General features: G+C 39.4%; 11 protein-coding genes. 1 reads left to right on the top strand and 10 read right to left on the bottom strand.

Annotated elements, in window-relative coordinates; translation table 11 throughout:
* Position 1: 1 nt before the first annotated feature.
* The 8 genes from PHY84_RS01350 to mltG all read right to left on the bottom strand — a co-directional run bounded on the left by PHY84_RS01350 (position 2) and on the right by mltG (position 9,550).
* Positions 2-1,135 (bottom strand): 2-oxoglutarate synthase subunit alpha, encoded by a 1,134-nt coding sequence (locus PHY84_RS01350; protein ID WP_299856929.1) that lies wholly within the window; start codon positions 1,133-1,135, stop codon positions 2-4.
* Entirely contained in the window at positions 1,135-1,470 is a 336-nt protein-coding gene (locus tag PHY84_RS01345) for a 4Fe-4S dicluster domain-containing protein (RefSeq protein WP_299856927.1), read from the bottom strand. The genes PHY84_RS01350 and PHY84_RS01345 overlap by 1 nt, the downstream gene beginning before the upstream one ends.
* Positions 1,471-1,667: 197 nt before the next feature.
* Positions 1,668-2,543 (bottom strand): succinate--CoA ligase subunit alpha, encoded by an 876-nt coding sequence (sucD, locus tag PHY84_RS01340; protein WP_299856925.1) that lies wholly within the window; start codon positions 2,541-2,543, stop codon positions 1,668-1,670.
* 11 nt (positions 2,544-2,554) lie between these two features.
* The gene (gene sucC, locus PHY84_RS01335) at positions 2,555-3,730 is read right to left on the bottom strand and encodes an ADP-forming succinate--CoA ligase subunit beta (protein WP_299856923.1); all 1,176 of its coding nucleotides are present in this window, start codon (positions 3,728-3,730) and stop codon (positions 2,555-2,557) included.
* A gap of 23 nt (positions 3,731-3,753) precedes the next feature.
* On the bottom strand, positions 3,754-5,145 hold the full coding sequence (gene fumC / locus PHY84_RS01330) for a class II fumarate hydratase (RefSeq protein ID WP_299856921.1): 1,392 nt from the start codon (positions 5,143-5,145) through the stop codon (positions 3,754-3,756).
* Positions 5,146-5,148: 3 nt separating this feature from the next.
* Positions 5,149-6,108, bottom strand: a complete 960-nt coding sequence (gene mdh, locus PHY84_RS01325; protein ID WP_299856919.1) for a malate dehydrogenase — start codon at positions 6,106-6,108, stop codon at positions 5,149-5,151.
* Between the two features lie 162 nt (positions 6,109-6,270).
* Positions 6,271-8,466 (bottom strand): NADP-dependent isocitrate dehydrogenase, encoded by a 2,196-nt coding sequence (locus tag PHY84_RS01320; protein ID WP_299856917.1) that lies wholly within the window; start codon positions 8,464-8,466, stop codon positions 6,271-6,273.
* A 139-nt stretch (positions 8,467-8,605) separates the two neighbouring features.
* On the bottom strand, positions 8,606-9,550 hold the full coding sequence (gene mltG / locus PHY84_RS01315; protein ID WP_299856915.1) for an endolytic transglycosylase MltG: 945 nt from the start codon (positions 9,548-9,550) through the stop codon (positions 8,606-8,608).
* Here mltG and PHY84_RS01310 point away from each other — a divergent pair.
* Positions 9,480-12,689 (top strand): AsmA-like C-terminal domain-containing protein, encoded by a 3,210-nt coding sequence (locus tag PHY84_RS01310; RefSeq protein WP_299856913.1) that lies wholly within the window; start codon positions 9,480-9,482, stop codon positions 12,687-12,689. The two genes, mltG and PHY84_RS01310, sit on opposite strands and share 71 nt — an antisense overlap.
* On the opposite strand, the gene PHY84_RS01305 is transcribed toward PHY84_RS01310, so the two are convergent.
* Together PHY84_RS01305 and secA are read right to left on the bottom strand one after the other, a co-directional pair.
* On the bottom strand, positions 12,667-13,869 hold the full coding sequence (locus PHY84_RS01305) for an ABC transporter permease (protein ID WP_299856911.1): 1,203 nt from the start codon (positions 13,867-13,869) through the stop codon (positions 12,667-12,669). The two genes, PHY84_RS01310 and PHY84_RS01305, sit on opposite strands and share 23 nt — an antisense overlap.
* The gene (gene secA, locus PHY84_RS01300; protein ID WP_299856908.1) at positions 13,866-16,439 is read right to left on the bottom strand and encodes a preprotein translocase subunit SecA; all 2,574 of its coding nucleotides are present in this window, start codon (positions 16,437-16,439) and stop codon (positions 13,866-13,868) included. The genes PHY84_RS01305 and secA overlap by 4 nt, the downstream gene beginning before the upstream one ends.
* Positions 16,440-16,466: the final 27 nt, after the last annotated feature.

The raw sequence follows: 16,466 nt of genomic DNA, 5'->3' as shown, positions 1-16,466 counted from the left end.
CTTAGAGCTCCTTCACTTTGTTAACAATTTCATAAGGGGAAATCGGTCTTCCGTTTACTTTAAATAATCCGTTGATATCAAGTCTTCCCGTTGCACGCTGAACCTCGTCTCTGTACTGACCGATATTTAACTCAACACATAGAACTTTTGGGATTCTAGCAGCAAGCTCTCTCATTCTGTCTTGCGGACTTGGCCAAAGTGTAATTGGTCTAAAGAGCCCTGCTTTTATGCCATCTGCTCTGAGGTGGCGGATAGCCTCTTTTGCCGCAAGAGAAACTGAACCGTAAGCAACAATCATAATCTCTGCATCATCTAAGAAAAACTCTTCATTTGATTCAATTTCATCTTTGTGCAGTTCAACTTTGTCTTCAAGTCTCTGTATTAGTTTTCTACAAGTCTCAATCTCCTCGGTTGGAAAACCTCTTCTATCATGATGAAGACCTGTAAAGTGGTATCTATACCCTTTGAACATAGGGTTTAGAACTGCCGGCTGGTCATGCTCACACTGATACGGAAAATACTCTTCCGCAGGACCTTCAAATACTTTTCTTGGAACGATTCCCGCTGCAACTTCTTCTTCTGTTGGAAGTACTGCTTTTCCATGCATATGCCCTAAAGTCTCATCCAAAAGAACAAATACAGGCTGCATAAATCTATCTGCCAAGTTAAATGCTCTAACAGTTTCAGTATAGCACTCCGCCAATGAACCTGCACAAACCGTAATTGATTTATAGTCACCGTGTGAAGGGTTTTTCGCTTGAGCAACGTCTCCTTGAGATACACGAGTCGGAAGACCGGTTGATGGACCGCCACGCATAACGTTTACAACAACCAACGGAACTTCAGTCATTTGAGCCAAACCAAGATTTTCAGCTTTTAGTGAAATACCGGGACCGGATGTAGCAGTCATAGTTCTAACACCGCTCATTCCTGCTCCGATTGCCGCTGCAACACCTGCAATCTCATCTTCCATCTGGATACATGCTCCGCCGACTTCCGGCATCAAATCAGACATCTCATGCATAATTTCACTTGATGGAGTAATTGGATAACCTCCAAAAAACTTACATCCCGCATCTCTTGCAGCTAATGCAGACAATTCGTTTCCACTTGAAATAACTTCTCTAGTTGCCATTATCTAGCTCCTTTTTCGCTTAGTGATCTATATTTGTTTGCAATAACAGCAGCTTGACGAGCTTTTGACTCATCAGTAAGTTTCGCAAATTTAAATTCACCTTTTTCTGCCACATAGATAGCAAAGTCAGGACATGCCAATTCGCACTCCATGCAACCTATACAAGCTTCTGGGTGCTGAACAGATATCATAGCGCCAAGAGTTGATGTAGGCTCATACACCATTCCAAGCACACCAGACGGACAAACTGATACACAGATATCACATGCTTTACAATTGCTTGTGTTAACCCATACAGGCTGATTGCCTGGATTTTGAGTTCTAAACTTACTCATTTATTCTCCTCTTTATTTTTTTAAAGTATCAAGCGTAAACTTGCATTCTATTATTCACGTTAGGCTCTCCCCTAACGCTCATGTAACTTTCATAGACAGATTAACCCACTTTTATTAATGCAACTCTAAAATGTGCTCATAACGCCTTCTTTAGAAACAAATATGTTACAAAATGTAGCTCGCACATTTTTAAAATGTTACTTTTTTGCCAAAACTTCGGCGATTGCCTTACCAATTTCAGCAGGTGAAACAACAACTTTTACACCAGCTGCCTCTAAAGCTGCCATTTTCTCGGCTGCTGTTCCTGCTCCGCCGCTTACTATCGCACCGGCATGACCCATTCTCTTGCCTTTAGGTGCAGTTTGTCCTGCAATAAATGCCACAACAGGCTTTTTGATGTTTTCTTTGATATAAGCCGCTGCTTGAATCTCCAAGTCTCCTCCGATTTCACCAATCATAACGATTGCGTGAGTCTCCGGGTCTGCTTCAAACATCGGAAGAAGTTGTTTGTATGAAAGACCGATAATCGGGTCTCCGCCGATACCAACCGCAGTAGATATTCCAAAACCTTCTCTGCAAACTTGGTTTGCACCCTCGTAAGTAAGCGTTCCGGATTTTGAGATAAGTCCGACATTTCCTTTTTTGAAAATCATTCCCGGCATAATTCCGATTTTACACTCTTCAGCCGTGATGATACCCGGACAGTTTGGTCCTATGGTTTTCATACCATGTTTCACTGCATACGCTTTAGCTGCTTGCATATCACGAACCGGTGCACCCTCTGTGATGATAACCGCAAGTTCAATTCCGGCATCAGCTGCTTCCATAACAGCATCTGCCACAAAAACCGGAGGAACAAATATCATAGATACCGTTGCACCGGTAGCGCTAACCGCATCTTTTACCGTGTTAAATACAGGTTGACCTAAATGCTCAGTTCCGCCTTTATTTGGTGTTACACCTCCGACTATCTTTGTTCCGTACGCCAAACACTGCTCAGCATGAAAAGAACCCTCTTTACCCGTAAAACCTTGAACGATTACTTTTGTGTCTTTGTTTACCAATATACTCATAAATCCCCTCCTTACTTAGCTTGTTTTGCAGCTGCTACTGCTTTTGCAGCGCCGTCAGCCAAATCCGTAGCCGCTATAACATTTGCAATATTTGCGTTTCTTAAAATCTCTGCCGCTTCCGGTGCATTTGTACCGTCAAGGCGAACAATTACAGGAACATGAACATCTACAAGTTTTGTAGCTTCTAAGATACCGTTTGCTATACGGTCACATCTAACGATTCCTCCGAAAATATTTACAAATATTGCTTTTACTTTTGGGTTTTTAAGAATTATCTCAAAACCTTTTGCAACAGTCTCGGCATTTGCTTTTCCACCGACATCAAGGAAGTTTGCAGGAGTTCCGCCCATGTAGTTGATTGTGTCCATAGTACCCATTGCAAGACCTGCTCCGTTTACCATACAGCCGATTTCACCGTCAAGCGACACATAAGAAAGTCCGTATTTGCCGGCTTCTCTCTCATCAGCATCCTCTTCGCTAATATCTCTCATAGCTTCAATTTCCGGATGACGACCGAGTGCTGAATCATCAAATCCCATTTTACCGTCAAGCGCTAAAAATTCACCGCTTCCTGTTTTTACAAGCGGGTTTATTTCTATCATCTCTGCATCGTTTTCCATATAGAGTTTATAGAGTTTTGAAGCAAAATCTATAAATTTTTTCTGCTCAGATGGGTCAGTGATACCTAAACCAAACACTAACTCTCTTCCGTGAAAACCTTGAAAACCGATAGCCGGATCAACGGCTACTTTGATAATCTTCTCAGGAGTATCATGTGCAACATCCTCTATCGCCATACCGCCCTCTGTTGAAGCCATAATGATAGGCATCTCTTTTGCACGGTCAAGAACAACACCAAGATATAGCTCATCTTTTATATCTGCACCGTCTTCGATGTATAGTTTTTGAACAAGTTTACCTTCAGGTCCTGTTTGGTGAGTAACCAAAGTCATCCCTAAAATCTCACGAGAGAGCTTTTCAACTTCTTCTAATGAACGAGCAAGTTTGACACCACCGCCAAGACCGCGACCTCCAGCGTGGATTTGAGCCTTAACAACCCAGATAGGACCGCCTAAAATCTCGGCATTTTTAACTGCCTGCTCTACACTCTCTGCCATTAAACCTTTTGGTGTCGGTACACCATACTTGGCAAAAATCTGTTTTGCCTGATATTCATGTATATTCATTAAACTCTTCCTTTTTGTAAAATTTACGCTTTTGGCGATATCATATCTTTTGCAACAACATATCTGTCAAACTCTTCGGCACTCAAAAGTCCTAGCTCTATCGCTGTCTCCTTGAGAGTTGAGCCGTTTTTATGTGCTGTCTTTGCTATTTTTGCCGCATTTTCATACCCTATATATGGGTTAAGTGCAGTTACCAACATAAGCGAGTTATTGAGATAAAAATCTATCTTATCTTCTACCGGTTCAATTCCAACTGCACAATTATCATTAAACGATATGATAGAATCTGCCAATAAGCGACATGATTGTAAAAAGTTATACGCAATTACAGGCTTAAATACATTTAGCTGGAAATTTCCCTGACTTGCCGCAAAACCGATAGCTGCGTCATTTCCCATCACTTGGCATGTAACCATAGTTACCGCTTCGCTTTGTGTAGGGTTTACTTTACCCGGCATAATCGAAGAACCCGGCTCGTTTTCAGGAATAGTAATCTCACCTATGCCGCATCTAGGACCGGATGCTAACCAGCGAACGTCATTTGCTATCTTCATCATATCCGCAGAGAGCGCTTTTAGAGCGCCGTGTGCAAAAACTAATGCGTCATGAGAAGTAAGTGCGTGAAACTTGTTCGGAGCAGTTACAAATGTGTGACCTGTAAGTTCTGTCAATTTTTTAGCTACTCTCTCTCCAAGCTCAGGATGAGCATTAAGACCAGTTCCTACGGCAGTACCGCCAAGTGCTAGCTCACGAACGGCTTCAAGAGAGTCTTTAGCCATCTTCTCACACTTGTTAAGCATCTCAACCCAACCGCTAATCTCTTGACCGAGAGTCAGAGGTGTAGCATCCTGCAAGTGAGTTCTTCCAATCTTAACAATATGATCAAATTTTGCAGATTTTTCAATCAATGTTGCTCTTAATTTTTTAATAGCAGGTAAAACACGGGTTTCTACTGCAATTACTGCTGCTACATGAAGAGCCGTCGGGTATGTGTCGTTTGAGCTTTGAGATTTGTTTACATCATCGTTTGGGTGGATAAGCTTCTCTACTCTAAAATCGCCGCCCAAGATTTCTGTTGCACGAGACGCTAAAACCTCGTTGTTGTTCATGTTTGACTGTGTGCCTGAACCAGTCTGCCAAACAACAAGAGGATAAGCATCATCCAGCTTTCCTGCCAGCATATCATCACAAGCCTGTGCTATAGCATCTGCTTTTCTAGCATCAAGCTTGCCCAAATCTTTATTTACAAGTGCAACTGCTTTTTTTAGATATGAAAACGCTCTTGTAATCTCATAAGGCATCTTCTCTTCACCGATGGCGAAATTTTCAATAGATCTTTGAGTTTGTGCAGCCCAATAAGCATCTATGGGTACTGCAATCTCTCCCATTGTATCTTTTTCTATACGTGTACTCAAATTTTATTCTCCTTTATTAAAAAAATTATTGTTGTTTAGTGTATTGATTAGATTCTTTACAGAGTTACAAGAACCTTCAAACATTTTTTTCTCATCTTCGCTAAGAGATATTTGAATAATTTTCTCAGCTCCGTTTGCTCCAAGCATAACCGGTACGCCGGAAACTACATCAGAGTGACCATACTCACCTTCCAAATAGACAGCACACGGATGAATCTGTTTTGTATCTTTAAGTATCGCTTCTACCATGATAGCCGTTGCTTTTGCCGGCGCATAGTATGCAGAACCGGTTTTTAGATAACCTACAATCTCAGCTCCGCCGTTACGCGTACGAACAACAATATCTTGAATCTCTGAAGGTGAGAGAAGATTTGCCAAAGGAACCCCTGCAACAGTTGAGTAGCTAGCAAGCGGAACCATATCATCACCATGTCCGCCCATAACAGAAGCTCTAATTTGACCTCCGCCATAGCCAAGTTTTTCTTGTATAAAACTCGCCATTCTCGCACTGTCTAGTATCCCAGCCATTCCTATAACACGGCTTCTCTCAAAACCGCTTTCTTTGAGTGCGACATAAGTCATGGCATCGAGCGGATTAGAAACCATAATGATGATAGCATCAGGCGAGTATTTTGCAACTCCGGCAATAACATCTTTTGTAATATTTGCATTAATCATAAGCAGATCGTCACGGCTCATACCCGGAAGTCTTGGGCTTCCTGCAGTTACTACGACAACATCACAGTTTGTCAAATCCGACATCTCTTCAGCAACACTTACCACGGTGTGGCTTCTTACCGCTGCTGCAGCTTGGCTCATATCTAACGCTTTTCCTTTAGCAACATCAATCTTGTTATCACGAAGAATTATCTCATGACAAGAACCAAGCATTGCTAAAGAGTATGCTACTGTTGCACCGACATTTCCAGCACCAACGATTCCGACTCTTTTTCCTTGATTCATACACACTCCTTGAAATTAAATTGCAATATAGTAACAAAATAGGCTTAATGAAGCCCTTGAACACACCACAACTAAAGACATTTTTTGCCTTTTTTATAAAACTAAAAAGTTTCATAAAAAAAGAAAATAGACAGAGAAAAAATCCCTGCCTATAAAATAATATTAAATGCTATCAATGATGGCATTTAATGTTGCAGACGGTCTCATCGCAGCATCTGCTTTTGCATCATTTGGATGGTAGTATCCGCCGATATCTTGAGTTTTACCCTCAACAGCCATTAACTCTTCCATAATTTTTGCTTCACTGTCCTTTAGTGCAGCTGCTACAGGAGCAAACTTAGCCGCCAACTCAGGCGCTTTTGTCTGATTTGCCAAAGCCTCTGCCCAGTACTGTGCAACAAAGAAGTGAGAAGCTTTGTTATCAGGCTCGCCTGCGCTTCTTCCCGGAGCTTTGTTATTGTCAAGGTATCCTGCATTTGCAATATCAAGAGCTTCAGTTACGGCTTCTAGCTCTTTAGAGTTATGCTTTTGTGCAATAAATCTTAAAGACTCGGCAAGTGCCAAAAATTCTCCAAGAGAGTCCCATCTTAAGTGACCTTCTTTTACGAATTGCTCAACATGCTTTGGAGCAGACCCGCCCGCACCTGTTTCAAATACACCGCCACCCGCTAAAAGCGGAACGATTGATAACATTTTTGCAGATGTTCCAAGCTCTAAAATCGGGAAAAGGTCTGTTAAATAATCTCTTAGGACGTTTCCTGTCGCACTGATAGTATCAACTCCCGCTCTTACTCTTCTTAGTGAGTATCTCATAGCTTGTTTTGGAGCCAAAATCTCATACTCGATTGGAGCTTTTGCCAAATGAGCCGGTAAATACTCCATCAATTTTTTAATCAAGTTTGCATCATGCGGTCTAAATGAATCCAACCAGAACACTACAGGTGAACCTGTTATAACACCTCTTTCATGAGATAGTTTTACCCAGTCTTTAATAGCAGCATCTTTTGCTCTGCTCATTCTCCAGATATCGCCTTTTTCAACATTATGGCTCATTAAAACTGTACCGTCTGCATCAACTACTTCAACAACACCATCTTCCGAAATTTCAAAAGTCGTAGGATGAGAGCCGTATTCTTCAGCTTTTTGTGCCATTAAGCCGACATTTGAAACATTACCCATACTTGTTACATCAAACTGACCATTTGCAACACAGTCATCAACTATCTCTTTGTAAAAAGTTGCATACGTTCTGTCCGGAATTACAGAAACACACTCCTGAACTTTACCCTCTGCATTCCACATTTTTCCGCCGTCACGTACGACAACCGGCATAGAAGCATCAATGATAATGTCGTTTGAAGCGTGTAGATTTGTGATACCTTTGTCAGAATCAACCATCGCCATATTTGGCTGAGATTTGTAAGTTGCCATAATAGCCGCTTCAATCTCGTCTTTTTTAGATGATTTTTCAAGTTTTTTATATAAATCTCCAAGACCCATGTTGGCATTTATGCCAAGTGCCTTAAACTCATCTGCATACTTTGCAAAAACATCTTTGAAAAATACTTCAACAGCATGACCGAACATAATCGGGTCAGAAATTTTCATCATAGTTGCTTTTAAGTGAAGTGACCAAAGTACATCTTTAGCTTTTGCCTCTTCCAATGTCTCTTGATAAAATGCTCTAAGAGCTTTTGCAGACATAAAAGTACCGTCTAAAATTTCGCTATCAACCGCATTTATCTCTTTTAAAAGCTTGCCGTTTAAGTTGATAGAAACTTTTGAGTTACCTTTTTTGATAACAGACTGCTCATTTTCATAGAAATCATCGCCTGTCATGTGTGCAACGTAAGCTTTTGAGTTTTCAGAAAATGCTCTTAATTTATGAGGATTTTTCTTAGCAAAATTTTTAACAGCTACAGCTGCACGTCTATCCGAGTTACCTTCTCTAAGAACCGGATTTACCGCAGAACCCAAACAAGCAGAATATCTCTCTTTTATAGCTTTTTCTTCATCTGTTTTTGCATCTTCAGGGTAATTTGGAAGTGCGTATCCTTGAGATTGGAGCTCTGCTATACAAGCTTTAAGCTGTGGGACAGAAGCTGAAATATTTGGCAATTTTATAATATTGCACTCTGCATCTTGCACCATCTCACCAAGCTGTGCTAATGCATCTGCTTGTTTTTGTTCCGGTGTAAGAAAATCAGAAAATGTTGCGATCACTCTTCCTGAGAGCGAAATATCACTCAACTCTACATCAACGCCTGCATTTTTAGTAAAAGCTCTTACGATTGGTAAAAACGAATATGTTGCTAAAGCCGGTGCTTCATCAATCTTTGACCAGATAATTTTTGACATCTCTTTGTCCTTGGTTTAATATTTTATATTCTTGCAATAAGGTAACACATAGTGCAAAAATTTATAAAGACATCTTACCATCAAGATAAATAATATGACAAAACATTGTAAAACTATTTACTTTTCTTTTAAAAGTGTTTCAATTAGTAGCACGTTTAATATTGTCCAAATGTGTAGAATAGTTACGCGTAAAATCATGTGTTCCATTTTTGGATTTCATAAAGTAGAGGTAGTCACTTTGTGCCGGAAAAATTGCAGCCCTGATTGCTTCAAGACTGACGTTACAGACAGGATGTTCAGGAAGTCCCTTATTTAGGTATGTATTGTAGGTTGAAGTATCATTTTTAATCATCTCAGGAGTTACTTTTACATGGGAATACTGCCCATAATTTAGTGTTCCGTCCATCTGTAATTTCATCCCCTTTTTAAGTCTGTTATAGATAACAGAACTAACAAGCGGCATCTCATCAATCGTAGCTGATTCCTTTTGAATAATGGAGGCAATTGTTACAAAATGAAACCATTTTTTCTCATCATAAAGTCCAAATATCATTTTTGCTGTTCTTTGCATCTGCTCTTGTGATTCACGGAGCAAAATTTTTATAGCCATTTTTTCTGTTATACCAAGCGGCAGCTTGTAGGTGTTTGGAACAAAAACTCCTTCGATACGCTTGGATTGAAGTTCATATTCCTGTTGTAAAAGCTCTCTGCTGAGTTGTAGTTGCGTGCTAAGCTGATTGAAAAAAATATGCGTTGTTTCTCCCGGGATTAGCGTGATGGCAACAAGAGGAGCTTTTGCAGTGGTAAGTTTGTAAAGAAAATCCCATCTTCTATTGTGCGTTGTAGCAAGATTAATCCAACCACTTTGCGGGGATCCCATAAGACGAACTAAAAATACATCAAGCTTGCTGACATTATAGTGCTTCTCTTGCATTTGTGCTATAATCTTACCAATGGAACCCTCAGGAATGTATAGTACTTTAGGGGAATTTACAGGCTGAGTTAGGTAGTATATGAACGACAAGATGATTATTAATGCTATCTCAAAAATCCAGTTTGCTATCGTTACTATTTTATCATTCATACTTTTACTGCTTCTGACTCTTTTTATCTTTTTACAGCATGGAATATTTGTTAAAAACGTCTCATTTTCAAATATTAAAGCTGAGGAATTATACATTAAATGGGATGAAAAGATAACGCTTCATGTCAAAGAGATAACTCTTACAAACACAGAAGAAAAAGACGATTCTTTAGCTGATTATCAAGTTCTACTGACTTCCCTAAAACCAAAACTTGCCTATCTTAGCCTTTTTCAAGAGATAAGCCTTGACAAAGTGGCTTTTGGCAACTTTAACTTAGAGTTGAAGTATAGTGAAGCAAACGATGGATTTATAAAGCTCTACTCACCGGATGTGGCATTAGAGGGTCTGCTTACCTCAAACGACACCTTCTTTCACCTTCTTCTTCAAAAATGTGAAATCATCAATAAAGGTCTCAAAATAGACGGTGATATAATTTTTACAACCAAAGGTACACTTGAGCTTACAACTGCACTTAAAGTTACTATACAAGACGAAACAGTATTGAAACTATATACTCATAGCGACAGAGAAAAGTTACATTATGCGGTAGAATCAGAACAAAAAATCAAAAATATAAAGCAAATAGTATCACTTTTTGATTTTGACCAAGAACTCAAATACTGGGTTGATGATGCGATAGTGTTATCAAGCCTGGAACTTAAAGCACTCTATGGCTGGCTTGAGTATGAAAAAATGAAGGATGCATACCTAAATATTTATGCAAAAGCCGTAGCAAATGATTTGATTTACACTTATGATACAAAAGTAGCACCAATTAGAACTAAAATGACGGATTTGGAGTTTAAAAACGGTGTACTTTTTATCCGACCTCAAAATGCCTACTCCTATGATTTTTTTCTTGACAAAAGCTGGTTAAAGATTGATTTTACAACCAAAGAGGAGCTTTTAACACTCCATCTCCTCTTTAAGGGTCAAGCAAACAAAGACCTACTGCATCTGCTCAATAATTATGAAATCAAACTTCCGTTTGTTCAGACAAAAGGGATGATAGATACTGATTTGACTTTAGAGATTAATCTTATGACTTTGGATGTAGAGGCAGTCGGAGATTTTTATGCAAAAGAGTCGCAGATAAACTATTTGGGGCTAGATATCGATATTTTGGATGCACATGTTATGCTTAAAAATTCTGATGTTAAAGTAAAAGATATGAAAGCATCTTACAAAGATATAGCAACTGCAACCGTCGCTTTAGATTTGCAGGCTAAAAAGTCGATAGGCAAACTTGATTTTGCATTTGATACTATCTCTTTTGCCGATAAAAATCTATCGCTTGCGCCTAACGAGAAACCCCTTGGTGTCACTTACTTTATCGATGAAAAACAAGATTATCTGAAAATAGCAAAATCACGATGGAACTACAAAGAACATATTGTTGATGTGGATGCCGCAAAAGTTCTCTTTGACATAAAAAACCTTGAAGCAAAAATCCCATCTACAAATATAAAAGTCCAAGACACGGCAACCGCCACACTTTTGGGTGATGTCTCCTTTAAATCACAAGAAGCTTTTTTTGATATCGCCCTGCTCTCTTTGGACTATAATGGTGTTTCATTGAACAAAGCAGTAAACCTTAAAACACTCTACAAAGACGGAGTGGTCTCAATGAGTGCGCAAAATCCATTTATGCTTCGTATTGACAAAAAAAACATTGATGTACATAGTGCAACGGCTTCTCTCTTGGATGATGGCATCTGGCTTGAAGATGCGGTAGTTGGGTATGAAGATAGTATAAATGCAAAATTAAGTGCAAAGTATAACTCCAAGAGCGGTCTAGGAGCAGTAGATATCCAAGAGCTTTACTTTCAAAATGAAGCGTTTGAGGAGATTTTCAGTGCTGATGAAAAAATTGAACTTGCCATAAAAAAGAGAGGCGATGCGTTACAGATAAGCTCAAGCAAATATGGGGTTGAATATCTGCTTGATGACAAAGCATGGCACTTTAAGGTTGCTTCGCTTGAATATCTTGCCAAAAAATCCAAACTTTTACAAAAGTACGGTCTAATCAACGGTCAATTTAGAGCGCAAAAAAAGAGCGACGAGGATGAGCTCTCTTTCTCTTTGGATACTGACTATAAACATAAAATTATTATAGAAGAGAACAAACCGGTAGAAAGTTATTCTGTTGTTGGAGCGTATGACACAAAAACAGGATATGCAAAAGCAAAGATAAATAATCTCATAACCATAGACCTTGAAGATACATTAAAGATAAAAGCAAATGATCTTGTTATAAATATAGATGAAGTGATAAATATCTTTGATAGCAACGATACGGACGAGGATGTACAAGTAGCGCAAAAAGAGCAAAAGACAAAATCTCTTCCCGTCTCCATCCAAACTACAGGCTGCTCGCTCTACTTGAGTGAAAACAGAAGCATTATTTCAGATAGTATCTACTTTACGTATAACGATGAGATGCTTCATGGCGAACTTAAACATCAAAACGGTAAAGCAAATTTTCTTCTCAGGGAGAAAAAGTTTTATCTCATGGGCGGAAACTTTAACGATTTGTTTATGGAAAATCTCTTTGCAAACTCCAAATTTAAAGGCGGTGAAATGGAGTTTTACATCAGCGGACCGCTTAAAGAGTATGATGGAACTATCCATATCAAAGATACTACGATTTTGGATTATAAGATTTTAAACAATGTTCTTGCCTTTGTCAACACCGTCCCTTCACTTATAACATTCTCTCTTCCCGGATACAACATCAATGGCATAAAAACAAAAGAGGCATATATGAAGTTTAAACTTCAGGATGAAAAATACAAGATAAGCGATATATATCTTAACTCAAAAGAGATAGAGATTGTCGGTGCCGGAGAAGCAAGCATCAAAGAAAATAGCATCAATCTTGATCTCAACCTCAAAACACAGCTAGGAAGCTCATTTTCAAAAATCCCACTCATCGGTCATATATTGCTCGGAAATGAAAGTGTCTCAACCTCTTTGCATATTACAGGTGCACTTGATAATCCGGATGTTAAAACACAGCTAACCAAAGACATAGTCGTTGCACCTTTCAATATCATCAAAAGAACACTTATGTACCCTTTTGAACTATTAAAAAGCCAAGAAGAAGCAGATTCTTCTACTCATTCCTCAAAACGGTAAGAATATCTACTTCGCTCGCTTTTTTTGCTGGATAAAAAGATGAAATAATTACTATGACAAAAGCACCGATAACAATCGAGAAAAAGTCTTGTACGCTCAAATCAAGCGGCAATGTAGAGGTTGGATAGACATCTTTTGGAAGATGGATGATGTCAAAAGTGCTAAGTACCCATAAGCCGCTCATACCAAGGGCGATTCCAGCTAAAATACCACTTGTTCCTATAACAACACCTAGATATAAAAACACTTTTTTGATTTCAGCAGGCGTTGTTCCAAGCGATAAAAGAAGTGCTATTTCGCTTCTTCTGTTCATAACCGTCATAAGTAAAGAAGAGATGATATTAATCGCTGCAATTAGGATGATAAGCATCAGCACGATAAAAAGAGATGCTTTTTCCAGCTCAAGTGCTGCAAAAAAGTTGACATTATCTTCCCACCACCCTTTTATGGCTACGCTTTGCGGAAGATGCTTTCTGATTTTAACTATATCTTCTTGGGGATTTGCAGAAAAGATGTGGATACCGCTATACTGGTTGCTTGGTAAGTTAAGCATAGTCTGAAGTGAAGCAATCGTGGTGTAGTTGTAGGCTTTGTCGTAAGCTGATAGTCCGGAGTCAAAAAATCCCTTTGCCTGAAATCTTTTGATTTTTGGAGTGACATTCATCCCGCCCGGCTCTACGTGGGTAAAGATATACATGAGTTTGTCATCATCATTAAGCATAAACTCATCTTTTAGTGTTTTACCGACCAACACATCAAACTTGTCAAAACTCTTCCCCTCAATCGCTTTTTTGACAACACTGTTTACTTTTGCTTCACTCTTAAAATCAACTCCAAACAGATAGCCTCCCTCAAGCTTTGAGCCGCTTCGTGCCATAATCGCAGACTGCACGTAAGGGCTAAAGCTAAGATTTGGAAACTGAATCTCAAGCGTCATGAGAAGGTCTTCATTTACGGCACCGTAAAACTTCGGCATTATTGTTAAAGGGTAGTTCATGATGGTAAGTTTTTTTCTAAACTCATTATCAAAACCATTCATAAGTGCCATTGCGATGATAAGCACCATTACACCGAGTGAAATCCCCAAGAACGCTAAAAGCGCAGAGAGAAATATAAAAGGCTGTTCGTTGTCAAAACGTAAAAATCTTTTTACCAAGTAAGAGACGATTGAAGTTTTCAAGAGGCAAAAACACCTTTTTTTGGACCGCTTTTACCACAGCAAAGCTTATATTTTTTGCCGCTTCCGCATGGGCAGAGATCATTTCTTGAGACTTTCGCCTTGTTGTTTGCCTCTTCTTCCAGCTGACGGTTAAATTGCATCGCTGCTTCTTGAACCTTTCTTTGTATATCAAGCTGCTCGGCAACACGTCTCGCCTCTTCTTCCGGATCTTGTACTCTAAACTGTATAATTTGAAGAGTTTTTATAGTGTTGAACTTTATATCTTCAACAAGTTCGGTAAAGAGGTTAAAACTCTCTTTTTTGTACTCAACCAACGGGTCTTTTTGGTTATATGCACGAAGTCTAATCCCTGTTTTCATGTTGTCCATTGCATACAGATGTTCTCTCCACGCACTGTCAAGCTCTTTGAGGTAAAGCTCTCTTTCAATTTCACCACGCGTAGAAACGTCAAGTACACCCATCTTGTCATCATACACTTTTTTGACATTTTGCGTCACTCTCTCAAGTAGCTCTTCATACTCGAACGATACATAATCTGCCGGATTTAACTCAAGATTCATCTCTTCGTGAAGCACTTTAAACACTTTTTCTAGGTTATAGTCCTCTTTTGCTCCGCCGTTAAATATTCCGGAGTTGTTAAAAATATGCTCGATATACTGTCCCCGTATCTCATCAACTTTTGATGCTATATCAAACTCGGGGTCAAGAAGCTGGTTTCTAAACTTATAGACAATCTTTCTCTGTTCATTCGCTACATCATCATATTCAACTATATGCTTTCTACCCTCATAGTGCATATTTTCAACTTTTTTCTGTGCTTTTTCAACTGCACGGGTTACCATCTTTGACTCAATATACTCACCGTCTTCAACGCCGAGACGCTCCATAATACTCTTAATTTTATCGCTTCCAAAAATACGCAGAAGATTGTCTTCAAGCGAGAGATAAAATTGTGTCGTTCCGTTATCCCCTTGTCGTCCGCTTCTTCCTCTTAGCTGATTATCGATACGGCGGTTTTCATGTCTCTCTGTTCCGATGATATAAAGACCTCCAAGTGCCTTGACTTCATCATTTACTTTGATGTCAACACCACGCCCTGCCATATTGGTAGCAATCGTTACCGCACCTTTTGCCCCTGCACTTTTGATGATTTCACCCTCTTGTGCATGGTTTTTTGCATTTAAAACAGTATGTGCGATTTTTTCTTTTTTAAGGAACTCATGCAGCACTTCAGATTTTTCGATAGATGCAGTACCTATAAGTACCGGCTGACCTGTCTGGGAGAGTTTTTTGATGGTGTTAATAACGGCTTCAAACTTCTCTCTCTCTGTTTTGTAAATCAAATCGTTTAAATCAACTCTGGAAATCGGGATATTGGTAGGAATAGAGATAACATCCAAACCATAAATCTGTGCAAATTCCGTCGCTTCTGTTTGCGCCGTTCCTGTCATACCTGCAAGTTTATTGTACATTCTAAAGTAGTTTTGGAAAGTGATATCTGCAAGAGTTTGCGTCTCCTCTTTTATATCAACATCCTCTTTTGCCTCAAGAGCTTGATGCAATCCCTCAGAGTAGCGGCGTCCTTCGCTTAAACGTCCTGTAAACTCATCGACAATGACTACTTCACCGTTGTTTACAACATAGTCAACATCTTTTTCAAAAAGGTAGTTTGCTTTAAGTGCTTGGTCGAGTACATGAGAGAGTGAAGCGTTTTCAGGACTATAGAGATTTTCAACTCCAAAAAGCTCTTCTGCTCTTGTGATACCATCTTCTGTCAAAAGAACCGTTCTGTCTTTCTCATCCACGCTAAAATGCTCGTCTTTGACAAGAGCAAGAGCTATACGATTTGCATCTTTAAAATCTTTAAGTGTTCTGTTTGTCGGTCCGGAGATAATAAGCGGTGTTCGTGCCTCATCAATCAAGATACTGTCAACTTCATCAACGATCACAAAATTGTGCCCTCTTTGAACCATATTTTCACGAGAATAGCTCATATTGTCTCTTAGATAATCAAATCCAAACTCGTTGTTTGTTCCGTATGTTATATCCGCGCCGTAAACTTCTCGCTTTACCATTGGGTCGTGCATATTTTCAAGGATAACGCCTACGCTAAAGCCTAAAAACTCATAAAGCGGACGCATTTCATTGCCGTCTCTTGAAGCCAAATAATCATTCACGGTAACAAGATGCACCCCGTTTCCGGTTATAGCGTTAAGAACAATCGGCAATGTTGCAACAAGGGTTTTCCCCTCTCCTGTTTTCATCTCGGCGATTTTGCCCTCATGCAGAACTATGCCACCGATAAGCTGTACATCGAAATGACGCATATTTAGCACTCTTTTGCTTGCTTCTCTTGTGATGGCAAAGGAGTCTGCCAAAACATCATCCAAACTTTTTGTGCCTAAGAGAACACTCTCTTTAAGTGCTCCAAACGCCTCTTTTAGCGCATCATCGCTAAGAGCTTGGTATGTCGGCTCAAGAGCGTTTATCTTACCTACTATCTTCTTATATCTTTTTAATTCTCTATCATTGGAAGTACCAAAAATTTTTCCCATTAATGCTTGTAGCATCTGCAACCTTTAAAGAAATTCTCTTTA

This window comes from Sulfurimonas sp. (genome assembly GCF_028694605.1).
GTDB lineage: Bacteria > Campylobacterota > Campylobacteria > Campylobacterales > Sulfurimonadaceae > Sulfurimonas.
The sequence above is the reverse complement of the archived record's forward strand: the minus strand, read 5'-3'. Positions and strand labels throughout refer to the sequence as shown.

Coding starts and splice junctions, on each gene's coding strand:
- mltG (WP_299856915.1), bottom strand. CDS start 9,550: ATGAATGATAAAATAGTAACGATAGCAAACTGGATTTTTGAGATAGCA.
- PHY84_RS01320 (WP_299856917.1), bottom strand. CDS start 8,466: ATGTCAAAAATTATCTGGTCAAAGATTGATGAAGCACCGGCTTTAGCA.
- mdh (WP_299856919.1), bottom strand. CDS start 6,108: ATGAATCAAGGAAAAAGAGTCGGAATCGTTGGTGCTGGAAATGTCGGT.
- PHY84_RS01345 (WP_299856927.1), bottom strand. CDS start 1,470: ATGAGTAAGTTTAGAACTCAAAATCCAGGCAATCAGCCTGTATGGGTT.
- sucC (WP_299856923.1), bottom strand. CDS start 3,730: ATGAATATACATGAATATCAGGCAAAACAGATTTTTGCCAAGTATGGT.
- PHY84_RS01310 (WP_299856913.1), top strand. CDS start 9,480: ATGAACGACAAGATGATTATTAATGCTATCTCAAAAATCCAGTTTGCT.
- sucD (WP_299856925.1), bottom strand. CDS start 2,543: ATGAGTATATTGGTAAACAAAGACACAAAAGTAATCGTTCAAGGTTTT.
- secA (WP_299856908.1), bottom strand. CDS start 16,439: ATGCTACAAGCATTAATGGGAAAAATTTTTGGTACTTCCAATGATAGA.
- PHY84_RS01350 (WP_299856929.1), bottom strand. CDS start 1,135: ATGGCAACTAGAGAAGTTATTTCAAGTGGAAACGAATTGTCTGCATTA.